This is a genomic window from Halomicronema sp. CCY15110 (genome assembly GCF_016888165.1).
Taxonomy (GTDB): Bacteria; Cyanobacteriota; Cyanobacteriia; order Phormidesmidales; family Phormidesmidaceae; genus Halomicronema.
Genome location: NZ_JACSWC010000108.1, coordinates 1 through 16607, shown reverse-complemented (window position 1 = coordinate 16607; position 16607 = coordinate 1). Strand labels below are relative to the sequence as shown.

The 16607-nt window shown below is 53.3% G+C and carries 11 protein-coding genes; 9 read left to right on the top strand and 2 right to left on the bottom strand.

Going from position 1 to position 16607, the window contains the following annotated elements; translation table 11 throughout:
- Nucleotides 1–56: 56 nt before the first annotated feature.
- The 8 genes from yiaA to JUK32_RS28375 all read left to right on the top strand — a co-directional run bounded on the left by yiaA (nt 57) and on the right by JUK32_RS28375 (nt 8961).
- Nucleotides 57–524 carry an inner membrane protein YiaA gene (gene yiaA / locus JUK32_RS01465; RefSeq protein ID WP_204137079.1) on the top strand — a complete coding sequence of 156 codons (468 nt, stop codon included), beginning with the start codon at nt 57–59 and terminating at the stop codon, nt 522–524.
- 157 nt (nt 525–681) lie between these two features.
- The gene (locus tag JUK32_RS01460; RefSeq protein ID WP_204137078.1) at nt 682–1173 is read left to right on the top strand and encodes a hypothetical protein; all 492 of its coding nucleotides are present in this window, start codon (nt 682–684) and stop codon (nt 1171–1173) included.
- Nucleotides 1174–1243: 70 nt separating this feature from the next.
- Nucleotides 1244–2428, top strand: a complete 1185-nt coding sequence (locus JUK32_RS01455) for a sulfotransferase (protein ID WP_204137077.1) — start codon at nt 1244–1246, stop codon at nt 2426–2428.
- A gap of 70 nt (nt 2429–2498) precedes the next feature.
- Nucleotides 2499–4073, top strand: a complete 1575-nt coding sequence (locus JUK32_RS01450; RefSeq protein ID WP_239112216.1) for a pitrilysin family protein — start codon at nt 2499–2501, stop codon at nt 4071–4073.
- A 58-nt stretch (nt 4074–4131) separates the two neighbouring features.
- On the top strand, nt 4132–5631 hold the full coding sequence (locus JUK32_RS01445) for a pitrilysin family protein (protein ID WP_204137076.1): 1500 nt from the start codon (nt 4132–4134) through the stop codon (nt 5629–5631).
- A gap of 156 nt (nt 5632–5787) precedes the next feature.
- Nucleotides 5788–6750: a UDP-glucuronic acid decarboxylase family protein gene (locus JUK32_RS01440; RefSeq protein ID WP_204137075.1), complete on the top strand. Its 963-nt coding sequence runs from the start codon at nt 5788–5790 to the stop codon at nt 6748–6750.
- A gap of 195 nt (nt 6751–6945) precedes the next feature.
- Entirely contained in the window at nt 6946–8331 is a 1386-nt protein-coding gene (locus JUK32_RS01435; protein WP_204137074.1) for a UDP-glucose/GDP-mannose dehydrogenase family protein, read from the top strand.
- A 321-nt stretch (nt 8332–8652) separates the two neighbouring features.
- Nucleotides 8653–8961, top strand: a complete 309-nt coding sequence (locus tag JUK32_RS28375) for a Uma2 family endonuclease (RefSeq protein WP_309224462.1) — start codon at nt 8653–8655, stop codon at nt 8959–8961.
- A 544-nt stretch (nt 8962–9505) separates the two neighbouring features.
- Here the strand turns inward: JUK32_RS28375 and psaB are convergent.
- Nucleotides 9506–11728, bottom strand: coding sequence for a photosystem I core protein PsaB (gene psaB / locus JUK32_RS01420; protein WP_204137073.1), 2223 nt, complete (start codon nt 11726–11728; stop codon nt 9506–9508).
- A 25-nt stretch (nt 11729–11753) separates the two neighbouring features.
- Entirely contained in the window at nt 11754–14018 is a 2265-nt protein-coding gene (gene psaA, locus JUK32_RS01415; protein WP_204137072.1) for a photosystem I core protein PsaA, read from the bottom strand.
- Between the two features lie 548 nt (nt 14019–14566).
- Here psaA and JUK32_RS01410 point away from each other — a divergent pair.
- Nucleotides 14567–16306 (top strand): hypothetical protein, encoded by a 1740-nt coding sequence (locus JUK32_RS01410; protein ID WP_204137071.1) that lies wholly within the window; start codon nt 14567–14569, stop codon nt 16304–16306.
- Nucleotides 16307–16607 lie beyond the last annotated feature (301 nt).

Genomic DNA, 16607 nt, shown 5'->3' with positions numbered 1-16607 from the left:
TCGCCCCACGAGACACTCAACCCATTCGCTTATCGCTCAATCCCGGAGTTTCGACCATGAATACGACTAAACCCACCCCCGCTTTTATCGGCGCGTCCTACTGCGCCATGTCCATCGGCATGTCTGCTTTCCTGACCGGACTCTGGCGCACGCCCTCCATGGGCTTGGCCGAAAAGGGCTTTTACTTCACCCTGTTGATGTACGGGCTATACGCCGCCGTGTCCGTGCAAAAGAGCGTGCGCGATCGCAGCGAAAACATTCCTGTGACCGACCTGTACTACGGCATCTCGTGGCTATCCACCATCATGTGCCTGTCGCTGCTGGGCATTGGGCTGTGGAATGCCAGTTGGCCCATTAGCGAAAAAGGCTTTTACAGCATGGCCTTTTTGCTCAGCCTGTTTGGGGCGATCGCCGTGCAAAAAAATACCCGCGATGTGGCTGGTCTGCACCGCCTCGCTAGCCCCCCCGTAATTGACCGCGCCGTACCGGATCGTCCACTGCCCGATCGCAGCAAAAAAACCTGACGTTTGCATGGATGATCAGGGTAACGATCCTGCTGAGGGTACAGCGCTATGAGGCGATCTCAGCAGCTAGGGGACGGGTCCCTTGGACTACTCCTGACTATCCTGATTGAACCGACAGGGACCCGTCCCCTAAGGGAGCTATTTTCAGAGCAATCTCATGATGACCACAACGAGCAAACAAACACTACGCCAAGGTTTACAGCGTTACTACGCCGAAAATCCCGACTTCATCCAAAACCAGGATCTCGATCTCGGCCTCGTCCGCATTCCCTGGCGCGACCTGCAACGCCACGACATCATGCACGTGGTCACCGGCTACGGCACCAACCTGGATGACGAAATGCGTCTCGTCGGCTTTATTCTCACGGGGCTAACCTGGCGACGCCCCTGGACTTACTACGTCCAAAACATCGGTGCTTTTTTAGAAGTCCTGTGGCGATCGCTCTGGGGCCGCACCGTTGGCACCGCCACTACCCATTACCACCCCCGCGATATCTGCCGCTTTTATCTAGCAGGGATCCGCCAGGGCCGCACCGTCCGCCAACCCATTAATGCCTATCTCGACCCCGCCGCCGTGATGGATCAAGAGCTCGACGCCCTGCGCCAACACTACGGCATCCATAACGCAGGCGCTTGGGATGCGGAATGAATAAATTAGCGAACCGCACGAGGCATTATCCATAAAACGCGACACCTGTAACCGTTGAACTACTTCGACAATGCCTCGCCCCGACGGCACCCTGCCACCCAATCACCCTGCCACCCGCACACTCTTCGCACCCATGCACTCCACCACGCTGCCCCACCGCTGGAACCTACAGGGCAACCACCTCATGGGCATCACCCGCGATCGCTGGCGCACCCTCCGTCGCCGTCCCCACCACCAAGTGGCCTCCGCCTACTGGCATCGCGCCGCTGCCATGACCTTGACCAGTTGGATCAGTACGCCTCTCAGCCAGTGGGAAGCGTGGCGCTATGATGCCGCGATCGCCGCTACCGACCTGCCCGCCGATCCCATTTTCATTTTGGGCCATTGGCGCAGTGGCACCACCTGGCTCCATGAGCTGCTAGCCCTGGATATCGAGCACCTGGCCTATCCGAATACCTATGAGGTGATGAGTCCGACCACATTCTTGTTGTCAGAGCCAGGATTGAGCCGCTGGTTCGCCAACTTTCTGCCCCGGCGCCGCCCCATGGACAACATGCGACTCAGCTTGCAGTCGCCCCAAGAAGACGAATTTGAGATCGCTTTAACCACCCTCCAGTCCTACTATCTGGCGCTGTCCTTTCCCGAGGCGGAGCACATGTACGAGCGGTATCTCACCCTAGCCGACCTCTCGGTCGAAGAGCTGCAACAGTGGCAAACCCAATTTCTCTGGTTTCTCAAAAAGCTGACGTTAAAGCATGGCCGCCCACTGGTGCTGAAATCGCCGCCCCACACTGCCCGCATTCGTCTGCTGTTACAGCTTTTCCCCAAAGCGCGGTTTATCCACATTCACCGCCATCCCTATGAGGTGTTCCGGTCAATGCGGCGGTATTATCACACCGCTGGCTGGCTCAATTGCCTGCAAAAGCCAGATTTACAAACCCTCGATCAAGCAATTTTGCGGCGCTATTGCCTGCTCTATGACGCCTACTTTGAGCAGCGATCGCTCATTCCCAGCGACCAATTTTATGAGCTGGCGTTTACCGACTTAGAGCAAGCTCCCGCAGCTCAAATTCAGGCCATTTATCAACATTTCCAGTTGCCCTACGCCGACACCTTTACGGCTCGACTGCAACAAACGCTGCAAGCACGGCAGCAGTACCGCAAAAATCAGTACGCGCCTCTTGAAGCCAACCTTTGCCAACAAATTTTCCAGCAGTGGCATGAGAGTTTTGCCGCTTGGGACTACTCACCCTAAAGCAAAAAACGATGGGCAGTTTCAGGCTGAATGTGTTCAAATTGTGAAGGTATGGTGACAGGCGATCGCGATGGAACGTTTTCGGAGCACGAATTTTCGCATGAATCAGCGACGACAGATTTTGGCACTCCTCAGCGCGGTGCTGCTAGGCTTCACGGGTTTAGTCGGTTGGCCCGCGATCGCCTACGCCCGCGAAGCCACTGTTACCACTGACATTCAGCCCTATCTTGATCGCGTTGCCGATCAAGTCAGCGAATTCAGCCTCGATAACGGCATGAAGTGGATCGTGTTGGAGCGGCACCAAGCTCCAGTCGTCTCTTTTATGCTGTATGCCGACGTTGGTGCGGTAAACGAAGCGGATGGTGAGACCGGGGTGGCCCACTATCTGGAACATTTGGCGTTCAAAGGTACTCAGCAGATTGGCACGACCAACTATCCTGCCGAACGGGCCATCATGGAGCAAATGGATGCTGTCTTCGACGAGATTGTGGCCGCACAAGCTGCGGGGGAAATGGCTAAAGTGCCAGAACTCGAAGCACAACTCGCCGCCCTTCGGCAAGAAGCGGCGCAATATGTCGAGCAAAATAAATACGGCCAAATTATCGAGCAGGAAGGTGGCATCGGCCTTAACGCCACCACCGGAGCAGATGCCACGCGATATTTCTACAGCCTGCCGTCCAATAAGCTCGAACTCTGGATGTCACTGGAATCTGAGCGCTTTTTAGAACCCGTGTTCCGCGAGTTTTATCAAGAAAAAGACGTCATTCTCGAAGAGCGGCGGATGCGGGTGGATAATTCCCCCATCGGCAAGTTCATCGAAGTGTTCCTCGAAGAAGCGTTTGAATTACATCCCTATCGTCGCCCGATTATTGGCTATCAGGAAGACTTGTATGTCGCCACTCGTGACTCGGTCCAACAGTTTTTTGATGACTATTACGGCCCGAATAATTTGATTGGGGTCGTTGTTGGCGATGTTGATGCCGCTGAAGTGCAGCAGATGGCAACGGTCTATTTTGGGCGCTTTCAGTCCCGCAGCTTGCCGGCTGAGGTCACGGTTGAAGAACCACCCCAAACCGCGCCTAAAACCTTCACGCTAGAGCTACCGACCGAGCCGTGGTATCTGGAAGGCTATCATCGCCCGAGCCTGACTGATCCCGACCATGCGATTTACGGCATGATTGAAGGCATTTTGGTGAGTGGCCGCACGTCGCGACTGTATAAAGAACTGGTTCAAGATCAACAAATTGCCCTTGATATTGGCGGCTTTAGCGGTTTTCCGGGCGATAAGTATCCCAACATGATGGTGCTGTATGGCCTGACGGCTCCGGGGGTTACCCCCGAGCAAATCGAGACTGAATTTCACCAGCAGCTCGATCGCCTGAAAACGGAGCCCGTTTCTCCAGAAGAGCTGGATCGTGTAAAAACCCAGGCCCGCGCTGGCCTGCTGCGGCAATTAGATTCCAACTCGGGCATGGCCTCGCTGTTGGCCGAGTACGAAGCCAAAACCGGCTCGTGGCGCAACATTTTTACGGAATTGCAAGAAATTGAAGCCGTGACCGCTGAGGATATTCAGCGGGTAGCTCAAGCGACCTTCCAGCCGGAAAACCGAACGGCTGGCAAACTCTTATCGGCGGACGCATCGTAGGCGATCGCCCCTATTTGTTCGTTCTTTCATTTGTCCAACTATCACTGTGAATGCCGCTATGCGTGGGTCTTTCGCTTTTACTACTATCCGCCGCTTTCGTTGGCTACCGTTGCTGTTAGGCGTCGTCAGTTTAGCCACTGCGTTGATGTTGGGGTGGTCGCCCGCTCCAGCTTCGGCGGTCACGGCCCAGCATTACGCCGAGCTAGAATTTCCCCCGCTTCGGGATATCCAAATTCCTGATTACGAGCGCTACGAACTGCCCAATGGCCTGGTGGTGTATCTGATGGAAGATCATGAATTGCCCCTCGTGACTGGAAGCGCCACCTTTCGCACTGGGGAACGCCTGGTGCCCGGTGCGAAAACCGGCCTGGGAGAAATCATGGGTGATGCCATGCGCTTGGGCGGTACGACCACCTATCCCGCCGATGCGCTTAACCTAGCCCTGGAACAACGGGCCGCCTCAGTGGAAACTTCGGTTGACGTGGACTCGGGGGCGGCGTCATTTAACACCCTGACAGAAGATTTGACCGACGTATTCACCCTGTTTGCTGATGTGGTGCGCCGCCCCGCCTTTGCCCCCGATCGCATCGACTTCCTCAAAAATCAATATCGCGGGTCGATTCAGCGGCGCAATGATAATCCCGATGACATTGCCTCCCGGGAGTTTCGCAAGTTAGTTTACGGGGACAATAGCCCCTACGCTCGCACCACCGAATTCAGCACCATTGACAATATTTCCCGCGCCGATATCCAGACGTTTTATCAAGCTTCGGTGCAGCCCGCGCAAACGATTTTGGCGATCGCGGGTGACTTTGATCCAGAGTCGATGAAACGGCTGATTGCTGAGTACTTTGGCGACTGGCAAGCCGCGCCTGATGCTCCGGTATTGCCGCCAATTCCTAACGCGACCCAGGCTCAAGCCGGGGTGTTTCTCGTCGACCAGCCCCAGCTCACCCAAAGTTATGTGCAAATTGGGCATATCGCGGGTCAACTCAATGCCCCTGACTATGCCGAGATGACCGTGCTCAACGAAGTGCTCAATGGCTTTGGCGGCAGATTGTTTAACGAGGTACGCTCCAGTCAAGGCTTAGCCTACGTGGTCTACGCCTTTTGGGCCGCCCGCTATGACTACGACGGGATCTTTATCGGCGGTGGGCAGACGAGGTCGGAGGCAACCGTCCCGTTTATCGAGTCGGTCAAACAAGAAATCGCGGCGATGCGCCAGTCTCCCGTTTCGGAAGCCGAACTCCAGCGCGCCCAAGATTCTGTGCTCAATAGTTTTGTCTTTAATTTCCAGAGCCCAGAGCAGACCCTGTCGCGACTGGTGCGTTACGAGTACTATGGCTATCCCCAAGACTTTGTCTTTCAGTTCCAGGAAGCGATCGCCAACACCACTGCCGCAGCGATTCAAACCGCTGCCCAACAACACCTTCAACCCGATGATCTCGTCATTCTGGTAGTGGGCAATGCCGCTGATATCACCCCCTCGCTGAGTACCTTGATCCCCGACCAAACCGTAACCAACGTGGATATCACCATCCCCATGCCCGAAGCTTAATTTAGTCGCCAGCCATCAGCCAATGGCTGGCGTAATGAGACTACCCAGGGACGTCATTCTTATCGAGGGGATGATCGCCTAGCAGTAGTAGAGATGAGCGTTCCTGTCAGAACCCGGGAATCATAGCTGCATGTCCATTATCACTGATGCACCTATATGAGAATTTTAGTCACCGGGGGGGCTGGCTTTATCGGCTCTCACATCGTCGATCGCCTCATGCAAGCAGGACATGATGTGATCTGCCTAGACAATTTTTTTACCGGCCATAAGCGCAATATTCAACAGTGGTTTGGTAATCCTAATTTCGAGCTCATTCGTCACGATATTACCGAACCCATTCGCCTAGAAGTTGATCAGATTTATCACCTGGCCTGTCCGGCGTCGCCCGTGCATTACCAGTACAATCCCGTAAAAACCATCAAAACGAATGTGATGGGCACGCTGAATATGCTGGGCTTAGCCAAGCGCATCAAAGCCCGTTTCTTGTTAGCCTCAACCTCCGAGGTTTACGGCGATCCGGAAGTGCATCCCCAGACTGAAGATTATCGGGGCAACGTCAACACCATTGGTATCCGTAGCTGCTATGACGAAGGCAAGCGCGTCGCAGAAACCCTAGCCTTTGATTACCATCGGCAAAACGGTGTGGATATTCGCGTGGCACGGATTTTCAACACCTATGGCCCCCGCATGTTGGAGAATGATGGTCGCGTAGTGAGTAATTTTGTCGGGCAAGCGCTGCGCGGTATTCCCCTCACGGTATATGGTGATGGCTCGCAGACCCGCAGTTTTTGCTTTGTCGATGACTTGGTAGAAGGGCTGATTCGCTTAATGAATGGGGATTTTATCGGCCCCATCAATTTGGGCAACCCGGGTGAATATACCATTTTGCAACTGGCGCAAACCGTTCAGCAGATGGTGAATCCGGACGCAGAGCTACAATACGAGCCCCTGCCTCAAGATGACCCGAAGCGCCGCCAGCCGGATATTACGCGAGCCCAAACCCATCTTAGTTGGCAACCTACCGTGCCCCTTGAGGTCGGGCTAGTCAAGATGATTGAAGACTTTAAGCAGCGGTTGCAAATTGAACAGCGTCTGTCGTTGGAAACGACAGTGTCGTAGGGTGCTGACCGCGCTGCGATCGGGTATCAAGCGCCGATATCTGCTAACAGCTAGGTGTTTGTCCATGTTGGGATCAGTGGCTTGCGCGAGCTATCTGTATTTCTCTGATATATCTGGGCAATCTATACCTAGCCGTCATCACTCCGGCTGTTGGGTATTTGTAAACTCACCTCGTATTGAAAGGACAGAATTATTATGCGTGTTTGTGTCATTGGAACTGGCTATGTTGGCTTAGTGACGGGGGTTTGCCTGTCTCATATTGGCCATGACGTGATTTGCATCGACAACAATGCAGAAAAAGTCAAATTAATGCAGTCAGGCCAATCGCCGATTTATGAGCCGGGCCTATCCGAGTTAATGCAGTCGTCAATGGAAGCCGGACGACTCACCTTTACGACTGACTTGGCGGCGGGCGTTAAGCATGGTGAAGTGCTGTTTATTGCCGTGGGCACCCCGCCACTGCCGACGGGGGAAAGTGACACCCGTTACGTCGAGGCCGTCGCGAAAGGTATTGGTGCTCATCTAAATGGCGGCTATAAGGTCATTGTGAACAAGTCTACGGTGCCGATTGGCTCGGGTGACTGGGTGCGCATGATTGTGATGGATGGGGTTACCGAGCGCAAGAAGTCGCTGGTCGGGGCTGGCGCTCCGGCACCCGCTGAGGAAGATATTAAAGCGGACTTTGATGTTGTGAGTAATCCCGAATTTTTGCGGGAAGGCTCAGCAGTCTACGACACATTTAACCCCGATCGCATTGTGTTGGGTAGCACCAGTGCTAAAGCACTCGAGAAAATGCAGGAACTTTATCAACCCCTGGTTGAGCGCAAGTTTGCGGAAGATTCCTCGCTGCCCCCGGTGCCCGTGGTGACAACGGACCTGAGTTCGGCAGAAATGGTGAAGTATGCCTCGAACTCCTTCCTGGCGACCAAAATTAGCTTTATTAACGAAATCGCGAATATTTGCGATCGCGTCGGCGCTGACGTGGTGCAAGTGGCTAAGGGCATTGGCTTGGACTCTCGCATTGGCGAGAAATTCCTGCAGGCGGGTATTGGCTGGGGTGGCTCTTGCTTTCCGAAAGACGTGCTGGCACTGCTGCACACGGCTGAAGACTACGGCTACGACGCCGAGCTGCTCAAAGCGACTGTTAGCGTGAATCAGCACCAGCGCACAATTGCGTTAGAAAAACTCCAGCAAGAACTCAAAATCCTGAAGGGTAAAACAGTTGGCTTGTTGGGCTTGACCTTTAAGCCCGATACCGATGACATGCGGGATGCGCCCTCGCTCACGCTGATTGAGCAGTTGAATCGTTTGGGGGCCAAGGTCAAAGCGTACGACCCGATTGTGTCTCAGAGTGGTTTGCGGGATGGCCTGACGGGCGTGATTGTGGAAACTGATCCTGAGCGGTTAGCTGATGGTTGCGATGCCTTGGTGTTGGTCACCGATTGGCAACAGTTCCTAGAGCTCGACTACGCCAAAATGGCCAGCCTAATGCATACCCCCATCGTCATTGACGGTCGTAATTTCTTGCCACAAGCGAAAATGGAAGAATGGGGATTCCGCTACTTGGGCATCGGTCGCTAACGGCGATCACCAATCATGGGGAAACTCTCCCAGGTGAGCATGGTTAGCTGTGCTCACCTTTTTTATTGGCAGCTAATATTTCGCTATCGTTTTTGCACAGCATCGGCAACGTCGCCGTTTGGGAATGGCTTCGGGACACATGATCATGACTCTAGACTTTAATGAACTGCTGCGCGATCGCTTTGGCTGCACTAGCTCCACAACCCACAAACGTCTCCCCTGTTGATTCCCCCCCCTCTCTGCGGGACTTTCATAACCTGGAACTGATGCCAGATGATGGCAGCTGGAAGCGCTATGAAATTATTGATGGAGAACTGTTCCATGACCAGCGCTTCCCACATTCGTCACCAGAGCGCTGCGGGCAAAATTCATATGCGCCTAGAACTTTGGTCAGAGGAAACAAGATTGGGGAACGTATTTCAAACGCCTGGTGTATTCTTCTCTTCCACTGATGCGGTGATGCCTGATGTGCTATGGATTAGCCAAGGGCGTCTGGAAAATGGCATTGACGATGTGGGACATTTGACGGTAGTCCCGGAATTGATGGCGGAAATTTTGTTGCCGAGGGAAACGCATGAACAGTGGGACAAGGAATTTAAGCTGAAGCTCTATTCGATTCAGAGTGTGTAGGAATACTAGATAAATTATCTGGGCATTGTCTGGGCGACGTTACATCGGGGCAATCCCAAACAGCCCACATTGGCAGTTTGTACCTTGGTGGATGGCGAATACGAACTACAACAGTTTCGAGGGAGAGATCGCATTCTCTCCCACACTTTTCCCTGTTTGACATTAACTGCTGCTCAGGTTTTTGAAGCGGATAACAACGTTGAGTGACACACATCAGCTCCCAGCAAAGGTAATGGTTGCGAAAACTTGATCGATAGGGTGATCTCAGCATCAGAAACGCAAAGTCCCTGTTCACATAGTCCACCACTCGTTGAGGAAGGTTGAGGCTTTAGGGCATGAACTCTTTGCAGTACCATCCTTATCTCAAACTATTATGTGTTCCAAAACATCCTCAATGGTCATCTTGAAAGCAGAATACCGCTGTATCAGAAGGACTTCTCATAATCGACTTCAATTCGAAAAAGCAAAGATCCTCATAAAGAAAACCCTCCGCAGAAAATAACTCTACGGAGGGTTCGGTTATTCACCTGAAGAATCAAACTAGCTAACCAAAGCGGCTAGAGGTTGAAGCAATCAGGAAGGCAGCGTAGGTGATGATATAACCCGCCGTGAAGTGGGCCAGACCAACTACCCGAGCCTGAACGATGGACAGTGCCACGGGCTTATCCTTCCAGCGAACAAGGTTCGCGAGAGGAGTACGCTCATGCGCCCAAACAATGGTCTCAATCAGCTCTTGCCAGTAACCCCGCCAGGAGATCAAGAACATGAAGCCGGTTGCCCAGATTAGGTGTCCAAAGAGGAACATCCAAGCCCAGACCGCCAGATTGTTCATGCCGTAGGGATTGTAGCCGTTAATCAGCTGAGAGGAGTTGAGCCACAGGTAATCCCGCAGCCAGCCCATCAGGTAGTTCGAGTTCTCGTTGAACTGAGCCACATTACCCGACCAGATGCTCAAGTGCTTCCAGTGCCAGTAGAAGGTGACCCAACCAATGGTGTTCAACATCCAGAACATGGCGAGGTAGAAGGAATCCCAAGCAGAGATGTCACAAGTGCCGCCACGACCGGGGCCATCGCAAGGGAAGCTGTAGCCAAAGTCTTTCTTGTCGGGCATCAGCTTCGAGCCGCGAGCATCCAACGCACCCTTGACCAAAATCAGGGTGGTGGTATGCAGACCCAATGCGATCGCATGGTGAACCAAGAAGTCGCCAGGGCCAATAGCTAAGAACAGAGAGTTAGACCCACTGTTAATAGCATCCAACCAGCCCGGCAACCAGACGTTACCGCCATTGGGCCAAGCAGTGGTGGCAATGCTGTCGGGGTTAGACAGCAGGGTGTCGAACCCGTAAATCATCTTGCCAGAAGCCGCCTGAACCCATTGAGCAAACACTGGCTCAACCAGAATTTGCTTCTCAGGGGTGCCGAAGGCCACGACCACATCGTTGTGAACGTACAGACCTAAGGTGTGGAAACCGAGGAACAAAGACACCCAGCTCAAGTGAGAGATAATCGCTTCCTTGTGCTGCAGAACGCGGTCAAGAACGTTGTTCTTGTTAGCAACGGGATCATAGTCCCGAATCAGGAAGATTGCCCCGTGAGCAAACGCCCCCACCATGATAAATCCAGCGATGTACTGGTGGTGAGTATAGAGCGCCGCCTGAGTGGTGTAATCCTTGGCCATGAAGGCATAAGGAGGCAGGGCGTACATGTGCTGCGCCACCAGAGAGGTGACGACCCCCAAGCTCGCCAGGGCTAAAGCCAACTGGAAGTGCAGGGAGTTATTCAGCGTGTCATACAGGCCCTTGTGCCCTTCGCCCAAATCACCTGGAGTACCGGCGGGAGGGGTGTGAGCATTCAAGATTTCCTTGATGCTGTGACCAATCCCAAAGTTAGTGCGGTACATGTGACCAGCCACGATGAAGATCACCGCGATCGCCAGGTGGTGATGAGCCATATCCGTCAGCCAGAGCGACTCTGTCTGCGGATGGAAGCCACCCAAGAAGGTTAGGATTGCAGTCCCAGCGCCCTGAGCGGTGCCAAACATGTGATCGGCAGTGTCAGGATTCTGAGCATACACGCCCCAGTTACCGGTGAAGAAGGGCGCTAGCCCAGCCGGATGAGGCGGTGTGGACAAGAAGTTGTCCCAACCCACATGCTGCCCCCGAGATTCAGGGATGGCGACGTGCACCAAGTGACCAGTCCAAGCCAACGAGCTGACACCGAACAAACCAGCCAAGTGGTGGTTCAAACGGGATTCAGCATTCTTAAACCAGGAGAGGCTGGGGCGAAACTTGGGCTGCAGGTGCAACCAACCAGCGAACAGAAAGATTGCCGAAAGAATCAGCAAAAAGACTGCACCAGTGTACAGATCCGCATTGGTGCGCATACCGATGGTGTACCACCAGTGATACACGCCCGAAAAAGCGATATTAACGGGGTTAGAAGCGCCAGCCTGCGTGAAAGCGTCCACGGCAGGTTGACCAAAGTGAGGATCCCAAATCGCGTGGGCGATGGGACGGACATTCAGCGGATCTTTGATCCACTGTTCAAAGTTGCCTTGCCAAGCGACGTGGAATAGATTGCCAGAGGTCCACAAGAAGATGATTGCCAGGTGGCCAAAGTGGGAGGCGAAAATCTTTTGATAAAGATTCTCCTCCGTCATGCCATCGTGGCTTTCAAAGTCGTGAGCCGTAGCAATCCCGTACCAGATTCGACGAGTTGTCGGATCTTGTGCTAGCGCTTGGCTAAATTTCGGGAATTTAGTTGCCATAGCTTGTTAATGAGTCCTCCGCGCTCTATCCAACAGCAATAATTCGAGCCAGGAAGAATGCCCAGGTTGTGACAATTCCTCCCAGGAGGTAGTGAGCTACCCCAACAGCCCGACCCTGAGTGATACTCAGAGCGCGAGGTTGAATCGCTGGAGCAACCTTCAGTTTGTTATGAGCCCAGACGATAGACTCAATCAGCTCTTGCCAATAGCCGCGGCCACTGAACAAGAACATGAGGCTAAAGGCCCAGACAAAGTGTGCGCCTAGGAACAGCAAGCCGTAAGCGGACAGTGCCGAACCGTAGGAACCAATCACCTGAGAGGCTTGCGCCCACAGGAAGTCACGCAACCAACCATTAATGGTAATCGCGCTATTGGCAAAGTTGCCAGCGGTAATGTGAGACACCGCACCCGAGTCAGAAACTGTGCCCCAGACATCGGACTGCATCTTCCAACTGAAGTGGAAAATCACGATGGACAACGAGTTGTACATCCAGAACAGACCAAGGAACACGTGATCCCAACCGGAAACTTGACAGGTGCCGCCGCGACCAGGGCCATCGCAAGGGAAGCGGAAGCCCAGTTCGCCCTTATCAGGGACGAGACGGGAACTGCGAGCATACAGCACACCTTTCAGCAGAATCAGCACCGTCACGTGAATGGTGAAGGCGTGAATATGGTGAACCATGAAGTCAGCTGTACCCAACGTGATGGGCATCATTGCGACCTTGCCACCGACGGCTACAACATCGCCACCAAAGGCAGGACTCACACTAGCCAGGGCATTGGGGGCAGTAGCGCCCGCCGCCGCGGCGTGGAGACCTTGGACCCACTGGGCAAAGATCGGCTGTAGCTGAATTGCGGAGTCAGAGAACATGTCCTGAGGACGTCCCAAGGCCCGCATGGTGTCGTTGTGAATGTATAGACCGAAGCTGTGGAAGCCCAGGAAAATACAAACCCAATTCAAGTGGGAAATGATGGCATCGCGAGAGCGAATCATCCGATCCAGAGCGTTGTCAAAGTTCACTTCCGGATCGTAGTCACGCACCATAAAGATGGCTGCGTGAGCACCCGCACCGACCACTAAGAAGCCGCCAATCCACATATGGTGAGTGAAGAGGGATAGCTGAGTCGGATAATCCGTCGCAATGTACGGATAGGGGGGCATCGCATACATGTGATGCGCCACGATGATGGTCAAAGACCCGAGGATCGCCAAATTCACTGCTAGCTGAGCGTGCCAGGAGGTCGTCAGGTTCTCATAGAGACCGTCATGACCTTTGCCACCAAAGAGCAACGGATCACCTTTATGGCCTTCCAGAATTTCCTTCATGCTGTGGCCGATGCCCCAGTTGGTGCGGTACATGTGGCCCGCAACAATAAAGAGGACAGCCAGAGCGAGGTGATGGTGCGCCGTATCGGACAGCCAGAGGCCACCAGTCACGGGGTTCAAACCACCTTTGAAGGTCAGGAAATCAGAGTAAGCAGACCAGTTCAGGGTAAAGAACGGGGTTAAGCCTTGGGAAAAGCTGGGATACAGCTCCGCCATCAGACTCTTATCCAAGATGAACTCGTGGGGCAGGGGAATATCCTGCGGAGCCACGCCCGCATCTAGCAGCGCGTTGATGGGCAGGGACACATGAATTTGGTGCCCGGCCCAGCTCAGACAACCCAGACCCAGCAGACCTGCTAGGTGATGGTTCATCATGGATTCCACATTTTGGAACCACTCGAGCTTAGGAGCCCGCTTGTGGTAATGGAACCAACCGGCAAATAGCATCAGGCCAGCCATCACAAGGCCGCCGATCGCGGTGCAGTAAAGCTGGTAGCTATTGGTAATGCCGGAAGCGCGCCATAGCTGGAAGAAGCCAGAGGTAATTTGAATACCCTGGAAACCGCCACCAACATCGGCGTTGAGAATTTCTTGACCAAAGATTGGCCATACTACTTGGGCACTGGGCTTAATGGACAGAGGATCTGCCATCCAGGCTTCGTAGTTGGAAAACTTAGCGCCATGGAAATACATGCCACTAAGCCAGATGAAAACAACGGCCAGGTGACCGAAATGCGCGCTAAAGATTTTGCGCGAGATATCTTCTAAGTCACTGGTGTGACTATCAAAATCGTGAGCGTCGGCGTGAAGATTCCAAATCCATGTGGTGGTTTTGGGTCCTCTTGCAAGGGTGCGGTCAAAGTGACCCGGCTTGGCCCACTTCTCAAAAGAAGTAGGAACGGGATCCTTATCCACTGTCACCTTTACAGCTGCCTCACGCTCGCGTGGGGTAGTTGTCATGGAGACTCTCCTCTCTCTAGACAAACGAGCAGTTGCAAGTTGTAAGTACTGTATACCGATAATTAGGACGTTACCTAAAGATTAAAAAACCTTAGATTTCTTAAGACTCGGACTACAGTTGCTCTTGAGCATTATAGACGGCATGTTTTCCGTAACCGAGATCAGGTTAACAATAGTTCAATCTAGGAAAACAGCCTCCGGGCTTGACTTTCAGGCAGTGCAAGCAAATTGAAAACGGTGCCAAAAACCACATTATTAATAATTCTCAATCAAAAGCCTCGACGAGTTTCTTGGCGTTGAGCCATTCCTTGGTTGATTTCGTTGAGAACTGTAAACTTTGTTGTAGAAATCCCGGTTAATTGGAGATTGGCGATCGCAATTCTCGGATTTTGTGATCTTGAAATCGCTACTTTCTTATTGCATTGATTGAAAACTTTAATTTTTGCGATCTCGATTGACGAATCCTAGTCCAGTTTTCGAGGCGGGCTTTCGTCCTGATCCAACCTGCGCGAAAATCTGAAGCATTACACCAGGAAGGGACTGTGGGAATGGTTGCGATATTGCGGCGAGTGATCGGGTTGATGCTAGTGGTGCTGGCGCTGGGGTTGGCCAGTTGTAGTGGTGATAATGATGTGCCCGTCGTCTTGCTCGCTGGCGATACGACTGAAGCGACGGCTAATCGCCTGGTGGGGGCGATCGCTGAGGTTTCGCCCCCGGAGCGCATCCAGCAACTCAAGCCTTACCTCGACGTTTATACCCCGCAAGTCCACATTGCCACCCCTGACCCCGACAGCACCCTGACCAGCACCACCGTGCAAGTTGAAGTGCAGGTTAGGGACTTTCCTATATATAAGGATCAGTCTGTTGGCTTCGGTCCCCACCTGCATCTCTTTGTCGATGATCAGCCTCATCAAGCGATTTACGACGCCGACGAGCCCATTATTTTAGAGAATCTTGCTCCGGGAACTCATGTCCTGCGGCTCTTAGCCGTTAGACCTTGGGGCGAGAGCTTCAAAAACGAGGGGGCTTATGACCAAGTTGTTTTTAATGTGTTTGCGCCCTCTCCCCAAAATAATCCCGACGATAGTCAGCCGGTATTGACCTACAACCAACCTCAAGACAACTACGGAGCCGAGCCCATCCTTCTCGACTTTCATCTCAGCAATGCGCCGCCCCACCTAGTGGCCCAAGCCGATGAAACCATCACTGACTGGCGGATCCGTTGCACTGTCAATGGCGAGTCCTTTGTCTTCGATCGCTGGCAGCCGATCTATCTGAAAGGCTTTCAATCCGGCAAAAACTGGATCAAGCTGGAGCTCATTGATGAAAATGGCAACCTCATTGACAATGCGCTGAATACAACTGTCCGCGTGATTGATTACCAGCCCGGTGGCAAAGATAGCTTGTCGCAGCTAGTGCGGGGCGAAATATCGCTGGCACAAGCCAAAGTGTTGATTGATCCAAATTACGAATCACCAAAGCTGCAAGAAGAAGCATCGACAAAACAAAGTGATCCTGCTGCAACACCAGATTCTTCAGCAACCAGCACCGAGCAAAAAGTATCTCCCCCAGTCGCCAACGAACCAGAAGAGCCAGATGCTACGGCTGCTCCAGAGGCGCAGGCAGAGTCATCAGCCAATGCCACAACCCCAGACAATGCAGAAATGACGCCTGAAGCAGGGCCAATTGAAGCATCGGACAAGAGCAAAGAGATGGAGATAGCCGTCCCCCAACCGATGGCGGCAGACGAGGCTGAAACAGAGGTTTTAGAAGGCGATCGCCCCGCAACGGATGAAGCCGCTCAGCCTGCCGCTGACAATGGAACCGCCGGGGCGATCAATGCTGATGCCAGCGAGACTGAGAGCACCGCTAAGGATCAACTAGATCAGCCCCAAACCGACAGCAAGGCGACTACTCCAGCAGAAGCAGTCTCACCCAGCATCGTAGAAGAGAGCGAAAATGCCTTCAAAAAAGCTCCTCAAGCCCCTCCAACGTCGCCGCAAACCATTAAAGATCAAGAAGCCACGCCATCCATAGCGCCCCAAAACAAAGTCGATGCCAACGAGCCTGACGCTCTGAATACCGATCAACCTCTGCCGTCCGCCCAGGATGCAGGTATCTCAGCGGCAGAAAATCCTGCCATCCTGCCGACATCACCGGAAGAGGAAGACTTCCCACTGGATGAGACGGCAAGCTCAGAATCTCCTATTGATACTGAAACCTCAACTAAGGAGACCGCTCCCAACACCGACTTAAACACCCTGGAAGACAACGCCGACTTGATTTAAAGGACTTTGGTTGATTTTGACTTGGTGCAGCCCTGGCCCTTCCCAGCCCTAATGCTGCCTGGAGTTGTAGGGCAAAATGACCTTAAGGGGGTGACCGCTGAGCGCTATGCATTTGCCCAAGCCTCCCGCCACGGCTCAACAATGGTTGGAGGCTTCAGACAAAAAGCCTCCAACTATCTGGCTGGAGGCTTAGGGTGCGTCATCAATTAATTCCAGGAACCTGATGGGATCAGCATTACCGCGCCCGCACTCCTGAAATAAACTAGGGCCTGTCGTCCTTTTGCCGCAAGGCTTTGATGAC

Coding starts and splice junctions, on each gene's coding strand:
- yiaA (WP_204137079.1), top strand. CDS start 57: ATGAATACGACTAAACCCACCCCCGCTTTTATCGGCGCGTCCTACTGC.
- JUK32_RS01460 (WP_204137078.1), top strand. CDS start 682: ATGATGACCACAACGAGCAAACAAACACTACGCCAAGGTTTACAGCGT.
- JUK32_RS01455 (WP_204137077.1), top strand. CDS start 1,244: ATGCCTCGCCCCGACGGCACCCTGCCACCCAATCACCCTGCCACCCGC.
- JUK32_RS01450 (WP_239112216.1), top strand. CDS start 2,499: ATGGAACGTTTTCGGAGCACGAATTTTCGCATGAATCAGCGACGACAG.
- JUK32_RS01445 (WP_204137076.1), top strand. CDS start 4,132: ATGCGTGGGTCTTTCGCTTTTACTACTATCCGCCGCTTTCGTTGGCTA.
- JUK32_RS01440 (WP_204137075.1), top strand. CDS start 5,788: ATGAGAATTTTAGTCACCGGGGGGGCTGGCTTTATCGGCTCTCACATC.
- JUK32_RS01435 (WP_204137074.1), top strand. CDS start 6,946: ATGCGTGTTTGTGTCATTGGAACTGGCTATGTTGGCTTAGTGACGGGG.
- JUK32_RS28375 (WP_309224462.1), top strand. CDS start 8,653: ATGACCAGCGCTTCCCACATTCGTCACCAGAGCGCTGCGGGCAAAATT.
- psaB (WP_204137073.1), bottom strand. CDS start 11,728: ATGGCAACTAAATTCCCGAAATTTAGCCAAGCGCTAGCACAAGATCCG.
- psaA (WP_204137072.1), bottom strand. CDS start 14,018: ATGACAACTACCCCACGCGAGCGTGAGGCAGCTGTAAAGGTGACAGTG.
- JUK32_RS01410 (WP_204137071.1), top strand. CDS start 14,567: ATGGTTGCGATATTGCGGCGAGTGATCGGGTTGATGCTAGTGGTGCTG.